The 14,609-nt window shown below is 67.4% G+C and carries 15 protein-coding genes; 9 read left to right on the forward strand and 6 right to left on the reverse strand.

Translation table 11 applies throughout. The features are described 5' to 3' along the window. Positions 1-293 precede the first annotated feature (293 nt). Positions 294-560, forward strand: a complete 267-nt coding sequence (locus HWX76_RS16740; RefSeq protein ID WP_011545926.1) for a hypothetical protein — start codon at positions 294-296, stop codon at positions 558-560. A gap of 42 nt (positions 561-602) precedes the next feature. Here HWX76_RS16740 and HWX76_RS16745 read toward each other — a convergent pair whose 3' ends face one another. Both HWX76_RS16745 and HWX76_RS16750 read right to left on the reverse strand, forming a co-directional pair. Further along, positions 603-1,922, reverse strand: coding sequence for an ATP-binding protein (locus tag HWX76_RS16745; protein WP_050012013.1), 1,320 nt, complete (start codon positions 1,920-1,922; stop codon positions 603-605). Further along, positions 1,906-2,631, reverse strand: coding sequence for a response regulator (locus HWX76_RS16750; protein WP_006493394.1), 726 nt, complete (start codon positions 2,629-2,631; stop codon positions 1,906-1,908). Before HWX76_RS16750 ends, HWX76_RS16745 begins: the two co-directional genes overlap by 17 nt. 224 nt (positions 2,632-2,855) lie before the next feature. On the opposite strand from HWX76_RS16750, the gene HWX76_RS16755 reads away from it, so the two are divergent. Continuing rightward, entirely contained in the window at positions 2,856-3,410 is a 555-nt protein-coding gene (locus HWX76_RS16755; RefSeq protein WP_050012014.1) for a periplasmic heavy metal sensor, read from the forward strand. Between the two features lie 69 nt (positions 3,411-3,479). Here HWX76_RS16755 and HWX76_RS16760 read toward each other — a convergent pair whose 3' ends face one another. Further along, on the reverse strand, positions 3,480-4,184 hold the full coding sequence (locus tag HWX76_RS16760) for a pirin family protein (protein WP_089488724.1): 705 nt from the start codon (positions 4,182-4,184) through the stop codon (positions 3,480-3,482). 366 nt (positions 4,185-4,550) lie between these two features. Between HWX76_RS16760 and HWX76_RS16765 the strand changes: the two genes are divergently transcribed. The 4 genes from HWX76_RS16765 to HWX76_RS16780 all read left to right on the forward strand — a co-directional run bounded on the left by HWX76_RS16765 (position 4,551) and on the right by HWX76_RS16780 (position 7,761). Continuing rightward, positions 4,551-5,333: an ABC transporter substrate-binding protein gene (locus HWX76_RS16765; protein WP_124554794.1), complete on the forward strand. Its 783-nt coding sequence runs from the start codon at positions 4,551-4,553 to the stop codon at positions 5,331-5,333. Between the two features lie 229 nt (positions 5,334-5,562). Next, on the forward strand, positions 5,563-6,252 hold the full coding sequence (hisQ, locus tag HWX76_RS16770; RefSeq protein WP_006489645.1) for a histidine ABC transporter permease HisQ: 690 nt from the start codon (positions 5,563-5,565) through the stop codon (positions 6,250-6,252). Further along, positions 6,249-6,962, forward strand: coding sequence for an ABC transporter permease (locus tag HWX76_RS16775; RefSeq protein ID WP_050012017.1), 714 nt, complete (start codon positions 6,249-6,251; stop codon positions 6,960-6,962). Before hisQ ends, HWX76_RS16775 begins: the two co-directional genes overlap by 4 nt. A gap of 19 nt (positions 6,963-6,981) precedes the next feature. Then, the gene (locus HWX76_RS16780; RefSeq protein WP_176016068.1) at positions 6,982-7,761 is read left to right on the forward strand and encodes an ABC transporter ATP-binding protein; all 780 of its coding nucleotides are present in this window, start codon (positions 6,982-6,984) and stop codon (positions 7,759-7,761) included. Between the two features lie 63 nt (positions 7,762-7,824). Here HWX76_RS16780 and HWX76_RS16785 read toward each other — a convergent pair whose 3' ends face one another. After that, a complete protein-coding gene (locus HWX76_RS16785; protein ID WP_050012019.1) occupies positions 7,825-8,322 on the reverse strand; it encodes a GNAT family N-acetyltransferase in 498 nt (165 codons plus the stop codon). A gap of 141 nt (positions 8,323-8,463) precedes the next feature. On the opposite strand from HWX76_RS16785, the gene HWX76_RS16790 reads away from it, so the two are divergent. Further along, positions 8,464-9,390, forward strand: a complete 927-nt coding sequence (locus HWX76_RS16790; RefSeq protein ID WP_124651403.1) for a LysR family transcriptional regulator — start codon at positions 8,464-8,466, stop codon at positions 9,388-9,390. A 541-nt stretch (positions 9,391-9,931) separates the two neighbouring features. Then, positions 9,932-11,011, forward strand: a complete 1,080-nt coding sequence (locus tag HWX76_RS16795; RefSeq protein WP_050012021.1) for a porin — start codon at positions 9,932-9,934, stop codon at positions 11,009-11,011. Positions 11,012-11,187: 176 nt separating this feature from the next. Here the strand turns inward: HWX76_RS16795 and HWX76_RS16800 are convergent, their stop codons facing one another. Both HWX76_RS16800 and HWX76_RS16805 read right to left on the reverse strand, forming a co-directional pair. Beyond that, positions 11,188-11,526, reverse strand: a complete 339-nt coding sequence (locus HWX76_RS16800) for a P-II family nitrogen regulator (RefSeq protein WP_006398637.1) — start codon at positions 11,524-11,526, stop codon at positions 11,188-11,190. An 83-nt stretch (positions 11,527-11,609) separates the two neighbouring features. Next, entirely contained in the window at positions 11,610-13,313 is a 1,704-nt protein-coding gene (locus HWX76_RS16805) for an NAD+ synthase (RefSeq protein ID WP_176016069.1), read from the reverse strand. Positions 13,314-13,422: 109 nt separating this feature from the next. On the opposite strand from HWX76_RS16805, the gene HWX76_RS16810 reads away from it, so the two are divergent. After that, positions 13,423-14,601: a GNAT family N-acetyltransferase gene (locus tag HWX76_RS16810; RefSeq protein ID WP_124554792.1), complete on the forward strand. Its 1,179-nt coding sequence runs from the start codon at positions 13,423-13,425 to the stop codon at positions 14,599-14,601. Positions 14,602-14,609: the final 8 nt, after the last annotated feature.

The following is a 14,609-nucleotide window of genomic DNA, read 5'->3' on the forward strand; positions in this document are numbered from 1 at the left end:
CAACGCATGGATCGTGCCCGGCGCGTGGACGGATGGCGGGCGCGCGGTACGGAACAGCCTGGCCGCAGTCCGGCGGCCGGCACGCAGGCCCGAATTATGCCGTGATCCGGCCCGGCCGTGAACCCGCCCCCCCGCACGCGGGCACAAACCGTGTCCGGGATCAGCAGCCGGATACGGCGAAGCAGGTATGATCGGGGCTAGCCCCCGGGGTCCGGTTCGGCCGTGTCGCCGCAACACGCACGCGCGCCGTGTCGACCGGCCCCGGGGATCGACCGACGAGCGGGAGGAAGGGAATGGCAGGAAACTTGGTGATCGTCTGTCGCGATCAGGATGCCGACGCGTTCTATGAACTCATGCAGGAGTACGGGTCGTTCCAGACGCGGCTGTCGTCCACGGCGTGGTACCTGAACATGAACGTCGTGCCGGAATCGCTGCAGGAGGAAATCCTGGAGCGCCTCGGCCGGTATACGACCGTCTATATCTTCGAGGCCACCACGGTGACCTACAACACGATCGACAGCAACGCGGCCGAGACGCTCGGCACGCTGTTCGGCGAATGACGCCGCGCGGCGCCCGCCCGGCCGGGCAGGCGCCGCACCCGCTCATGCGGCCTGTGCGTGGGATTCGTCGTCTTTCGGCACGGCGTCGAACGGGAACGTCATCGACACGCGCAGGCCGCCTTCGGGGCGATTGCCGATGTCGCATGCGCCGCCCAGCCTGAGCACGAGCCGCTCGACGATCGCGAGCCCGAGCCCGCTGTGGCCGTTCCCGCCGCGCGCGGGATCGAGCCGCACGAACGGCCGCGTGGCGGCCGCGAGGTCGCGCGGCGCGATGCCGCCGCCGCTGTCGCTGACCGACAGCACGTAGCCGGCCGGCGTGCGCGCCGTCTCGACGAGTACGGGCGGTGCGCCGTACGCATGCGCGTTGTCCAGCAGGTTCGACAGGATCCGGTCGAGCGTCGCCGTCGGCAGCCGGAAGCCGGGATCGGCCTCCAGCCGCGTCTGGACCGCCGGCGCGTTCGGCGCGACCGCGCGATAGCTGCGCGCGATCCGCTCGCACGCGTGATCGACCGGCACCGGCTCGCTGCGGTCGGCCCCGCCATGCGCAAACACCAGGAACTGGTCGACGATGTGCGACATCGAGTCGACGTCGCGCACGACGCCGTCGCGCAGCCGCGCGTCGTCCATCATTTCCGCCCGCAGGCGCATCCGCGCGAGCGGCGTGCGCAGGTCGTGCGCGACGCCGGCCAGCATCACCGCGCGATCACTGTCGGCCTGCGACACCTGCTCGACCATCTGGTTGAAGCCGTGCGTGAGCTGGCGCAGTTCGCGCGGCCCGCGTTCGCGCAGCGGCGGCACCGGCTGCCCGCGGCCGAAACGCGCGACCGCGCGAGCGAGCGAGCGCAGCGGCTGCTGTAACTGCCAGGCCGCGAACAGCGCGGCGATCACGCCGGCCGAGAAGATCGTGCCGAGCCACAGCAGCATCCGGTCGAGCGAGCGCGGCGGCCGCAGCGGCTGCACGGGCACCACGATCCAGTTGCGGTCGGCCGGCTCCTTCACCCACAGCACGGGCGGATGGCCCGGTGTGCCGATCTCGACCTGCGTGCCAGGCGGCATCCGGTCGCTCACATCGTCGCGGAATCGCTTCAGCGGCGGCGGCAGCCCCGCATCGCCGCCCTTCGGCACGTCGGCGCTGTCCGGCGACACGAGCCGCACGCGCGACGGCAGCGGCTGGTCGGGCGTGCGCGCGACGTGCTGGCGCACCGCGTCGACGAGGAACGCGGCCTCCTCGACCGCATAGCGCGTCTGCATCTGGTTGCGCTCGAGCCGCATCGCGAAGAACCACGCGAAGTGCGACAGGAGCAGGACGCCAACGACGAGCAGCGCCAGCCGCCCGAACAGCGAATCAATGGGTTTGCGCATGGGCCTCGCCGTCGGGCACGAACACGTAGCCGCGCCCGCGCACCGTCTGGATGAAGCGCGGCGTCGACGGATCCGTTTCGAGGATGCGGCGCAGGCGCCACACCTGGACGTCGATGCCGCGGTCGGTGCCGTCGTACTCGGGCCCGTGCAGCAGCTCGAGCAGCCGCTCGCGCGTGAGCGTGCGCAGCGCGTGGTTCACGAAGATCTTCAGCAGCGCGAACTCGCTGCTCGACAGCGTGGCCGGCTTGCCGTCGACCGACAGCGTGCGCGCCTGGAAGTCGAGCAGGAAGCGGCCGAACGCGAACGGCTCGCGCTGTTCGGGCGCGGCCGCCGACGGCGTCGCGCGGCGGCGGCGCAGCACGGCCTGCACGCGCGCGAGCAGCTCGCGCGGGTTGAACGGCTTGCCGAGGTAGTCGTCCGCGCCGAGCTCGAGCCCGACGATGCGGTCGACGTCGTCCGCGCGCGCGGTCAGCATGATCACGGGGATGTCGTCGCCGGCCGCGCGCAGCTGGCGCAGCGCGGTCAGGCCGTCCACGCCCGGCATCATCAGGTCCAGCACGATCAGGTCGGGCCGCTCGCGCTCGAGGCGCTTCTCGAGCGTCGCCGCGTCGTGCAGCACGGACACTTCCATCCCCTGGCGCACGAGATAGTCGCGCAGCAGGTCTCGGAGTTCTTGGTCGTCGTCGACGATGAGGATCTGGGTAGTCATGGCTCGAAGTTTACCGCGCGAGGACGGAGTCGAAGAACGAAACAAAGGGGCGAAAGGGTTACTGCGGGTTACCGCGCAAGGGAACTGTAATGCGCGGTAACCGGGTCGCCGCCCCGCGTAACACCCGTCGGAGCCTGCATCGCTAACCTGCGTCTTACCGGATGCGGTACCCGACTTTCCCGGCACCGCATCGCCGGACCCTTTGGATACAAGGAGTTTCTGAAATGTATAAGAAGACTTCCCGCGTGGCCATCGCGGCCGCCACCGTGCTCGCTCTCGCATTCGGCACCGCGCATGCCGCGCCGCCCGACGACATGCCGCCGCCGGGCGGCCCCGGCATGCACCGGATGCACGACGGGCACGAAGGCGGCCCGTTCGGCGCGATCATGAAACTGCACGACCAGCTAAAGCTCAATGCGTCGCAGGAGCAGCAATGGCAAGCCGCCGTCAATACGATGAAGCAGAACCGTGACGCGATGCGCAAGAGCCACGAGCAGATGCGCGAGCAGTTCAAGGCGCAGCAGAACCAGCCGATCCTCGACCTGAGCGCGATGCATTCGGCGCGCCAGCAGGCGGAAGCGCAGAACGCGCAGCTGCGCGAGCAGACGTCCGCCGCGTGGCTCACGTTCTACAACGGGCTGAACGACCAGCAGAAGACGATGGTCAGCACCGTGCTCAAGCAGCAGTTCGCGAAGATGGAACAGCGCCACGAGAAGATGAAGGCGCGCTGGGAGCAGCATCGCGCGGCCGCCAAGGGCGCGTCGGCGCCGGCGCAGTAAGCCGGCGGGCCGCTCGCACGGCGGCACCGAACGGGGACGCAGGCATCGGCCTGCGTCCCCTTTTTCGTTTCAGGCGACGTCGAACAGCAGCACCTCGGCGCTCCGGCCGCGCGCGAACGCCACCGCGTCCACGCCGCCGATCCGCGCGCCGTCGCCGGCGGCCAGCGCGCGGCCGTTGACCTCGACCTCGCCGCGCGCCACGTGCACGTAGACGCTGCGCCCGGCCGGCACGTCGAACGCCGTCGTCTCGTCGCCGTCGATCAGCCCCGCGAAGATGCGGGCATCCGCCCGCATCGACAGCGCGCCGTCGCCGCCGTCGGGCGCCGCGACGAGCCTCAGGCGCCCGCGCTTCTCGTCGTCGGCGAAACGCCGCTCCTCGTAGCCGGGCCGCCCGCCCCGCTCGGCCGGCTGCAGCCAGATCTGCAGCAGATGCAGCGGGCGGTCGCGCGACGCGTTGGTTTCGCCGTGCATGAGCCCCGTGCCGGCGCTCATCCGCTGGATGCCGCCGGTCCGGACGATCGCGCCGCAGCCGAGGCTGTCGCGGTGCGCGAGCACGCCATCCAGCACGTAGGTGACGATCTCCACGTCGCGGCGCGGCTGCATCCCGAAACCGCGCGTCGGCGCAATCAGATCCTCGCTCAGCACGCACAGCGCGCCGACGGGCGGACGCACCGGCGCATGCGCGGTGCGGCAGGCAGACGAAAAACTGTGACTCGATTCGAGCCAGCCGTGGCGCGTATGCCAGCGGTCTTCGGCGCGCAGGATCTGGAACATTGGGGTGGACGCTCGGGGGCGCAGATGTTCTGTTCGGGTTTACCTCCACTGTAGGGGGACGTCGAACGCGCCACAATCCGCCGCCCGCGCACCGCATCGTTGCAGCCGCGGAACCAATTGCCGAAATATTCGTTGCGAATACCGCGATTACCGCAACAGCCGATTCGAGGAATCGGTCGACCGTGCCGGATTGCCGTTTTCCGGGTATCGCGTTCGGGTAAAATACCGCCCTTTTGGCGTTCGCCGTTCCGGCGGCCGCCAACGTCAGAGCGCCGATCGGCGATTTTTGGCCGTCTAGAATACGCCGCGGCGCCCGGTTCGACCGGCCGCGAGCGCCCCCGGAAAGTCAGCAACAGAAGGATGGAAATGAAGAAGGCCGCCCTGTGCGCCGCCCTCGCCCTCGTGGCGGGCAGCGCCTTCGCGAAGGAGTGGAAGACCGTGCGGATCGGCGTCGATGCCAGCTACCCGCCGTTCGAGTCGACCGCGCCGAGCGGCGAGATCGTCGGTTTCGACGTGGATCTCACCAAGGAAATCTGCAAGCGGATCAACGTGAGATGCGTGTGGGTGGCGCAGGATCTCGACGGAATCATCCCGGCGCTGAAGGCGAAGAAGTACGACGTCATCGTGTCGTCGCTGACCGTCACGGACAAGCGTCGCGAACAGATCGACTTCTCCGACAAGGTGTACGACGCACCCGCACGGATGATCGCGAAGACCGGCTCGCCGCTGCTGCCGACGGTCGCGTCGCTGAAGGGCAAGCGCGTCGGCGTCGAGCAGGGCTCGACGCAGGAAACCTACGCGAAGGCGTACTGGGAACCGCAGGGCGTGACGATCGTTCCTTACCAGAACCAGGACCAGGTCTATACCGATCTCGGCACGGGCCGCCTCGACGCGACGCTGCAGGACGAGCTGCAGGCCGACTACGGCTTCCTGCGCACGCCGCGCGGCAAGGGCTTCGCGTTCGCCGGGCCGGAAGTGAAGGATCCGAAGACGATCGGCGACGGCACCGCGATCGGCCTGCGCAAGGAAGATACCGACCTGAAGCTCAAGATCAACCGGGCGCTGGCCGACATGCACAAGGACGGCACCTACGACCGGCTGTCGCACAAGTACTTCTCGTTCAGCGTCTATTCGGCGCCGGCCCGCTGAACGCGGCCCAAGCAGCAGCAGCGGATGCGGGGGCGGCCCCGCGTCCGGGCAGTACAGGCAGTCAACCACGCGCCGCCCGCCCCTTGCCCGTCGCTCGCGCGACGGGCGGGCCCGGCACCGTTGCCGGGGCGGACGGTCATGATACGCACGGGGCGTTCCGCGCAGCTTGGCGGACGCGTGTTTCGCGGCGCACCGCGTGCGCCGTCAGGGACCACACCAGGGACCCCATATGTTTCTACAAGGCTACGGCCCGCTGATCCTCGCCGGCACCTGGCAAACCGTCAAACTGGCGGTGCTTTCGCTTGCGCTGTCGTTCCTGCTGGGGCTGCTCGGCGCCGGCGCGAAACTGTCGCGCAACCGCGTGACGAACGGCGTCGGCACCGTCTACACGACGCTGATCCGCGGCGTGCCCGATCTCGTGCTGATGCTGCTGCTGTTCTACAGCCTGCAGATCTGGCTGAACATGGCGACCGACGCGCTCGGCTGGGACCAGATCGACATCGACCCGTTCCTCGCCGGCGTGCTCGTGCTCGGCTTCATCTACGGCGCGTACTTCACCGAGACGTTCCGCGGCGCGTTCCTGTCGGTGCCGCGCGGCCAGCTCGAGGCCGGCAGCGCCTACGGGATGACGAACTGGCAAGTATTCACGCGGATCATGTTCCCGCAGATGATGCGCTTCGCGCTGCCGGGCATCGGCAACAACTGGCAGGTGCTCGTGAAGTCGACCGCGCTCGTGTCGATCATCGGCCTGGCCGACGTCGTGAAGGCGTCGCAGGACGCCGGCAAGGGCACGCTGCGATTCTTCTTCTTCACGCTGATCGCGGGAGCGGTCTACCTCGCCATCACGACGATCTCGAACTTCGTGCTGATGTGGCTCGAAAAGCGCTACTCGACCGGTGTCCGCAAGGCTGACCTATGATCGAACTCATCCAAGAATACTGGCGCAACTATCTGTACACCGACGGCTATCGCATCACCGGTGTCGCGATCACGCTGTGGCTGCTGGTCGTGTCGATCGGCCTCGGCTTCTGCCTGTCGGTGCCGCTCGCCGTCGCGCGCGTGTCGAAGCGGAAGTGGCTGGCGGGCGCCGTGTGGCTGTATACGTACGTGTTCCGCGGCACCCCGCTCTACGTGCAGCTGCTGCTCTGCTACACGGGCCTGTACAGCCTGCAGGCGGTGCGCGGCACGCCGATGCTCGATGCGTTCTTCCGCGACGGGATGCACTGCACGCTGCTCGCGTTCACGCTGAACACCTGCGCGTACACCACCGAAATCTTCGCGGGCGCGATCAAGGCGACGTCGTACGGCGAGATCGAAGCCGCGCGCGCGTACGGGATGTCGCCGTTCACGATGTATCGCCGCGTGATCCTGCCATCGGCGCTGCGCCGCGCGCTGCCGCTGTACAGCAACGAAGTGATCCTGATGCTGCACGCGACGACGGTGGCCTTCACCGCGACCGTGCCGGACATCCTGAAGATCGCGCGCGACGTGAACTCGGCGACCTACATGTCGTTCCACGCGTTCGGCATCGCCGCGCTGCTCTACCTCGTGATCTCGTTCACGCTCGTGTGGCTGTTCCGCCAGGCCGAGCGCCGCTGGCTCGCGTATCTGCGCCCGCAAGGCAAGTAAGTTTCCGCAGGACTATCGAATGAACTCCCAGACCCAGAAGCTTTTCGTCGACGATCTCCACAAGCGGTACGGCGACAACGAGGTGCTCAAAGGCGTGTCGCTGAGGGCGAACTCGGGCGACGTGATCAGCGTGATCGGCTCGTCCGGCTCCGGCAAGAGCACGATGCTGCGCTGTATCAACTTCCTCGAGCAGCCGAACGCGGGTCGCATCTTCGTCGACGGCGAGGAAGTGCGCACCGCGCTCGACAAGACGGGCGCACTGCGCGCGGCCGATTCGAAACAGCTGCAGCGCGTGCGCACCAAGCTGTCGATGGTGTTCCAGCACTTCAACCTCTGGTCGCACATGAACGTGATCGAGAACGTGATGGAAGCGCCGGTGAACGTGCTCGGCATCCCGAAGAAGGAAGCCGAGGAGCGTGCGCGCGAGTATCTCGAGAAGGTCGGCCTCGCGCCGCGCGTCGAGAAGCAGTATCCGTCGCATTTGTCCGGCGGCCAGCAGCAGCGCGTGGCGATCGCGCGGGCGCTCGCGATGCATCCGGACGTGATGCTGTTCGACGAGCCGACCTCCGCGCTCGACCCGGAACTGGTGGGCGAAGTGCTGAAGGTGATGCAGAAGCTGGCCGAGGAAGGCCGCACGATGATCGTCGTCACGCACGAGATGGGCTTCGCGCGCAACGTGTCGAACCACGTGATGTTCCTGCACCAGGGCCGCGTCGAGGAACAAGGCGTGCCGGCCGAGGTGTTCGCGAACCCGAAGAGCGACCGCCTGCGCGGCTTCCTGTCGGGCAGCCTCAAGTAACGCCCGTCACGCGCCACGCCCGAGCGGGCGCCCGCGGTTCGCCGCGCGGCGCCCGTTTTGCGTTTACGCGGCGCTCACCGGCGTGCCGTCGGCGAACGCGCGCAGTTCGTCGCCCGCCAGCCGGTAACGCACCCATTCGCTCTGCGGCGCCGCGCCGACGCTTTCGTAGAAGCGAATCGCCGGCTCGTTCCAGTCGAGCACGCTCCATTCGAAACGCCCGCAGCCCGAGTCGACCGCGATCCGCGCGAGCGCCTTCAGCAGCCGCAGCCCCGCGCCGGCGCCGCGAAAACGCGGCGATACGTAGAGATCCTCCAGATACAGCCCCTGCCGCGCGAGCCACGTCGAATACGAGAAGAAATACACGGCGAAGCCGGCCGGCTCGCCGTCGATCTCGCACATCAGCGCCCGCGCCGGCGAGCCTTCGCCGAACAGGCTGCGTTCGAGCGATTCGGGCGTCGCGACGACTTCGTGCTCCGCTTTCTCGTAGACGGCCAGTTCGGTGATGAAGCGCAGGATCTGCGGCACGTCGGCGACGGTGGCGGAACGGATATCGATTTGCACGGGTTGAGCCCTCCTCCGGCCCGGGATGTGAAACGGAAAACGGCGCCGCGCAGCCCGCAGCCGCGCTGGCGCCGTTCAAACCGTCATGCTACGTTCATGCGATGCCTGCAGGAAGTGCAGGTTCTTCATCCAGACCTGAACATGATGCATCCCGATCTGCGCCGCCTCGACCTGAACCTGCTGCTCGTGTTCGACGCGCTGTACCGCCACCGGTCGGTCGCAGCGGCCGCGCACGAGCTCGCGTTGAGCCCGTCGGCGTTGAGCCATGCGCTCGCCCGCCTGCGCGACGCGATCGGCGATGCGCTGTTCGTGCGGCTCGGCAACGAGATGCAGCCGACCGTGCGCGCCGACGACATCGCCACGTGGGCCGGCGACGCGCTCGACGCGATGTCGAAGGGGCTCGCCCGCGCGCGCCGCTTCGATCCGGCGCAAAGCGACCGCACGTTCGTGTTCGCCGCGACCGACTACACGGCATTCGCGGTGCTGCCGGCGTTCGTCGCCCGCATCCAGCACGTGGCGCCGCACCTGCGCATCCGCGTCGTCCATTCGGACCGCAAGATTTCCGTCGACGAGCTCGCGGCCGGCCGCATCGACTTCGCGCTCGGCTACCACGAGGAATCGGCGGCCGACGCACCGGGCATCGAGGATTTCGACTGGTTCTCCGACGATTACGTCGTGATCGCGAGCGCCACGCATCCGGACATCCGCCGGCGGCTGACGCTCGACCAGTACCTGGCGGCGCGCCACGTGGTCGTCACGCCGTGGAACGAGTCGCGTGGCGTCGTCGACTACGTGCTCGACCGGCTCGGCCTCGCGCGGCACGTCGCCGTGCAGTTGCCGACCGTGCTGGCCGCGCCGTTCGTGATCGCGGAGTCGGCACTCCTGATGACCGTGCCGAACCGCGCCGCGCAGGCGCTGCGGCACGCGGCGCCGATCCGCATCTTCCCCGCGCCGTTCGAAATCCCGCGCTACACGGTGAAGGTCTACTCGCATGCGAAGCATGCACGCACCGACGCGCATCGCTGGATCCGCGCGCAGTTGCTCGACGCACGGCCGAGCGCGGACTAGCCACAGCGCGTTTCGGCCGGGCGTTTCCGGCGTCGATCCGCGATGGCGACAATCGCCCGAATCATTACGAAATACTTACCCATTTCGCGACTTTCGCGCTTACGCCGGCGCCTTTGCAACGTCAATAGTGGCAATCCTTGAGCCCTATCCGCCGAATCCATGTCTCCCTTGTGGGACAAGGGTTTTCCGGTAATCGAGAACCCTTGGGAGCCCTGTTGCGCACCGTGTTGCATGGCAATTTGGCGACAGCGGTTAGTCAAACAACGATTTCCGTCGCCACAAAATTGTATTTTTGCTAAATTAGTAACCAAAGTAGCAAAACGAAGTTCGTGAAATGTAGTTTAGCTTCACGACACAACAAGGAGACCCCGCAGGCCGACCCGGCTGCGCGGGACCGCTCAACGGTTTTCCGTCTGCTTGCCCGCGTGCCGCGCTTACCGGCCCTGCACGAGGTCTCCCTGGTTATCCCGCTTTTGCCCGGCGCTCGCGCTCCGGGCATCTCGTGCAGTCTGGGTTGACTTTTTGACAGGGTATGGAGGAGATGATGAAGAAAGCTTTGGTCGCGGCGGCGCTGATGGCTGCTGGGGTGGTGACGGCGCACGCGCAGAGCAGCGTCACGCTGTATGGCCGCCTGGATGCAGGTATCGAGTACATGAACGGCCTGCAAAACGGCCACCAAGTGCGCGCGGAAAGCGGCGACTGGGGCACGAGCCTGTGGGGCTTGAAGGGTAGCGAGGACATCGGTGGCGGCAACAAGGTCCTGTTCCACATCGAAGGCGCGTTCAACACGATGACGGGCGGCTTCAGCGGCTCGATCTGGGATCGTTTCGCGACCGTCGGTATCTCGAACGACCGCTACGGTACGCTGCTGCTGGGTCGCGAGCTCGCGATCGCCAACGGCGTGTGGGATTTCGACCCGTTCGGCCAGTCGGCCTGGTCGACGGCCTCGCTGGTGCGCGGCCGCAACTGGAACAAGACCAGCAACAACGTGTCGTACCAGTCGCCGTCGCTCTACGGCCTCGACTTCTACGGCCAGTTCTCGTTCTCGAATTCGACCAGCTTCAACGGCAACACGACGGCCGGCCAACCGGGTCGTGCAATGGGCGGTCAGGTCACCTACACGAACTCGCTGTTCCAGTTGCGCGGCATCTACGACGAAACGCGCGACAGCAACGGCCGCTTCTCGGACGTGTTCAACTACTCGCGCGAATACTTCGCGGGCGTGAACGTGTTCCTCGGCCAGTTCAAGGTTCAGGCGGCCTACCAGGCATCGCGCGCGGACGGCAGCGGCGGCCCGGCAGTGAACGCCGGCGTGACGGGTACGCAACAGGTGTGGGGCGGCGTGACGTGGCAGGCGACGCCGGCAGCGGCGCTGATCGCGGCCGTGTATCACGTGAACGCGAACCACGGCGGCGGCAACGCGAACATCTACACGATCGGCGGTTCGTACAACATCTCGAAGCGCACGCTGTTCGACCTGCAGGCCGCGACGGTGCGCAACAGCTCGTCGGCCAACTTCGGCCTGAACGCGAACGGTGCGGGCACCGCCGTGTCGACCGGCAACCCGCATCCGGGCGGCAGCCAGACCGGCGTCTACGCCGGCATCCAGCACCTGTTCTGATCAGGCGCCGTCAAAGAACGATTCGACAACACTTTCCACGCTGCTGCGAGAGGCGCGTATCGGTGCGGTACCCAACCGGGTATCCGCACCGTTTTTTCTTGGGCGGCGGATTCTTGCGACCCGTGGCCCGCTCGGTCGAAGCGGCCGGGATTGATCGAGCGGCGCGGACGCGGCGCTCAGACGGCCGCTTCGTTCTCTTCGCCGGTGCGGATGCGGATCACGCGCTCGACGTCCGACACGAAGATCTTGCCGTCGCCGATCTTGCCGGTGCGCGCCGCACCGATCACCGCGTCGATCACCTGATCGACCTGCGCTTCCGCGACGACCACCTCGATCTTCATCTTCGGCAGGAAGTCGACCACGTATTCGGCGCCGCGATACAGCTCGGTGTGGCCCTTCTGACGGCCAAAGCCCTTCACTTCCGTCACGGTCAGGCCCGTGAGACCGACTTCGGCGAGCGCTTCGCGGACTTCGTCCAGCTTGAACGGCTTGATGATGGCGGTGATGCGTTTCATGATGGTTGTCCCTCAATGCTCGTTTGGATGAAAAATCGCGTTCCCGATTGTAAGCCGGCGGGCCGCCTCCGGCCCAGCACCGGTCAATCGAGCCGTTCGGTAAAACGTGATGTGATCGGGTAGCGCCAGTCGCGCCCGAATGCGCGATGCGTGACCCGGATGCCGATCGGCGCCTGGCGGCGCTTGTATTCGTTGATCTTGATGAGCCGCGTCACGCGCTCGACGTCGGCCTGCGCGTAGCCGGCCGCAACGATCGCGGCGAGCGGCCGGTCTTCTTCCATGTACATCCGCATGATCGCGTCGAGCACGTCGTACGGCGGCAGGCTGTCCTGGTCGGTCTGGTTCTCGCGCAGCTCCGCCGACGGCGCGCGCGTCAGGATCCGCTCGGGAATCACGTCGCGCAGCGCGTAATCGGTCGTTTCGTTGCGATAGCGGCAGAGTTGGTACACGAGCGTCTTCGCGATGTCCTTGATCACCGCGAAACCGCCGGCCATGTCGCCGTACAGCGTGCAGTAGCCGACCGCCATCTCGCTCTTGTTGCCGGTCGTCAGCACGATCGAGCCGAACTTGTTCGACAGCGCCATCAGCAGCGTGCCGCGGATGCGCGCCTGGATGTTCTCCTCCGTCGCGTCTTCCGCGCGGCCCGCGAATTCGTCCGCGAGCGCGGTGCGGAATGCATCGAACATCGGCGCGATCGCGATCTCGTCGTAGCGCACGCCGACGCGCCGCGCCATTTCCGCCGCATCGGTGGTCGAGATGTCGGCCGTGAAGCGCGACGGCATCATCACCGCGCGCACGCGCTCCGGCCCGAGCGCATCGCATGCGATGGCCAGCACCAGCGCCGAATCGACGCCGCCCGACAGCCCGATCAGCACGCCGGGAAAACCGTTCTTGCCGATGTAGTCGCGCACGCCGGTCACCAGCGCGCGGTACACCTGCGCGTGCGTCGACAACCCGGGCGCGATCGCGCCAGGCAGCGGCCGCGCGCCATCGAATTCGACGATCGCATGCCCTTCGTCGAACTGCGGCATCTTCGCGACGACCGCGCCGTCGCCGTCGAGCACGAACGACCCGCCGTCGAACACGAGTTCGTCCTGGCCGCCGACGAGGTTCACGTAGACCATCGGCAGCCCGGTCTCGCGAATCCGCGCGCGCAGGATGTCGATGCGCACCGCCTCCTTGTTCATGTGATACGGCGAGCCGTTCGGGATCAGCAGCACCTGCGCGCCGGCCGCCTTCGCGATCTGCGCGGCCGACGCATGCCACGCGTCCTCGCAAATGATCACGCCGTATTTCACGCCGTTCAGCTCGAACACGAGCGGCTCGGTATCGGTCGCGAAGTAGCGTTTCTCGTCGAACACCTCGGCGTTCGGCAGATCCTGCTTGCGGTAGGTGCCGACAATCTCGCCGCCGACGATCAGCGACGCCGCGTTGAAGGTATCGGTGGGCGGCACGCCGCGCTCGATCGGGCGGTTTGCATTACCATCGACGGCTGACGCGCTGCCCGCCCCCGCACCGCGCAACGGATGGCCGACCAGTACCGCGAGCCCGTCGAACGCCTTCAGTGCGTCGGCGAGCGCATCGAGCGCGGCGGCCGCCGCCGCGTAGAACGCGGGTCGCAGCAGCAGGTCTTCGGGTGGATAGCCGGACAACGCGAGTTCGGGGGCGACCATCAGTTGCGCACCATCGTTGTGCGCGGCGCGCGCGGCCGCGACGATGCGCGCGACGTTGCCGGCGAAATCGCCGACGGTGACGTTGATCTGGGCGAGAGCGAGTCGGGTCTTCATGGCGGGGGCGGCGCAACCCGGCGGCGCGCCTTGAACGGCTGACGAAATCGATCCGGGCGCGGGCCACGGCGGCCCGCATCCGGCAACATCCAACGGTACGGATTCACGCTTGAAACACGAACGCATCGATTATCGCACGGGCATCCTGTCGTCCCCCGCCGAGGTGCCGGCCGACGAATGGAACGCGCTGCTCGCGGGCGACGCGCAGCCCACGCCGTTCCTGCGCCACGAATTCCTCGACGCGCTGCACGTCGCGCGCTGCGCGGTGGACGACACCGGCTGGTCGCCGCACTTCGTCACGCTGACCGACACGCGCACCGGCCGCCTCGCGGCCGCCGCGCCCGTCTACGCGAAACAGCATTCGTACGGCGAATACGTGTTCGACTGGGCGTGGGCCGACGCGTACCAGCGCAACGACCTGCCCTACTACCCGAAGCTGCTGTGCGCGGTGCCGTTCACGCCGGTGCAGGGCACGCGGCTGCTCGCGGCCGACGACGACGCGCGCCGCCGGCTCGCGGCCACGCTGCTCGCGTTCGCCGAGCAGAGCGACGTGTCGTCGCTGCACGTGCTGTTTCCGACCGGCGACGAAGCGCGCCTGCTCGAATCGATGGGGATGATGCTGCGCGAAGGCGTGCAGTTTCACTGGCTCAACGACGGCTACCGCCACTTCGACGATTTCCTCGCCACACTCGAGCAGAAGAAGCGCAAGAACATCCGCGCGGAGCGGCGCAAGGTGCACGACGCGGGCGTGACCTTCCGGCGGCTGACCGGCGATCAGATCACCGACGCCGACTGGCGCTTCTTCTCGCGCTGCTATCGGCAAACGTACCGCGAGCACTATTCGAGCCCGTACCTGAACCTCGACTTCTTCCGCACGATCGGCGCGACGATGCCCGAGAACCTGCTGCTCGTGATCGCGGAAGCCGACGGGAAACCGATCGCGAGCGCGCTCGCCGTGTACCGGCGCGGCGAGCACGGCGGCGGCACGCTGTACGGCCGCTACTGGGGCGCGATCGAACACGTGCCCTGCCTGCATTTCGAAACCGCCTACTATCAGTTGCTCGAATTCTGCATCGAGGCCGGACTCGACACGTTCGAAGGCGGCGCGCAGGGCGAGCACAAGCTCGCGCGTGGTTTCCTGCCGACCGTCACGCACTCCGCGCACTGGCTCGCGCATCCGGCGTTTTCCGATGCGGTCGCGCGTTTTCTCGAGCGCGAGACCGAGCATATCCACGCGTACGTCGACGAACTGCGCGAACACGATCCGTTCCGGCGCAACACCGGCTAGCGCCGTCC

Source organism: Burkholderia sp. BCC0398, assembly GCF_902833245.1.
Classification (GTDB): Bacteria; Pseudomonadota; Gammaproteobacteria; order Burkholderiales; family Burkholderiaceae; genus Burkholderia; species Burkholderia sola.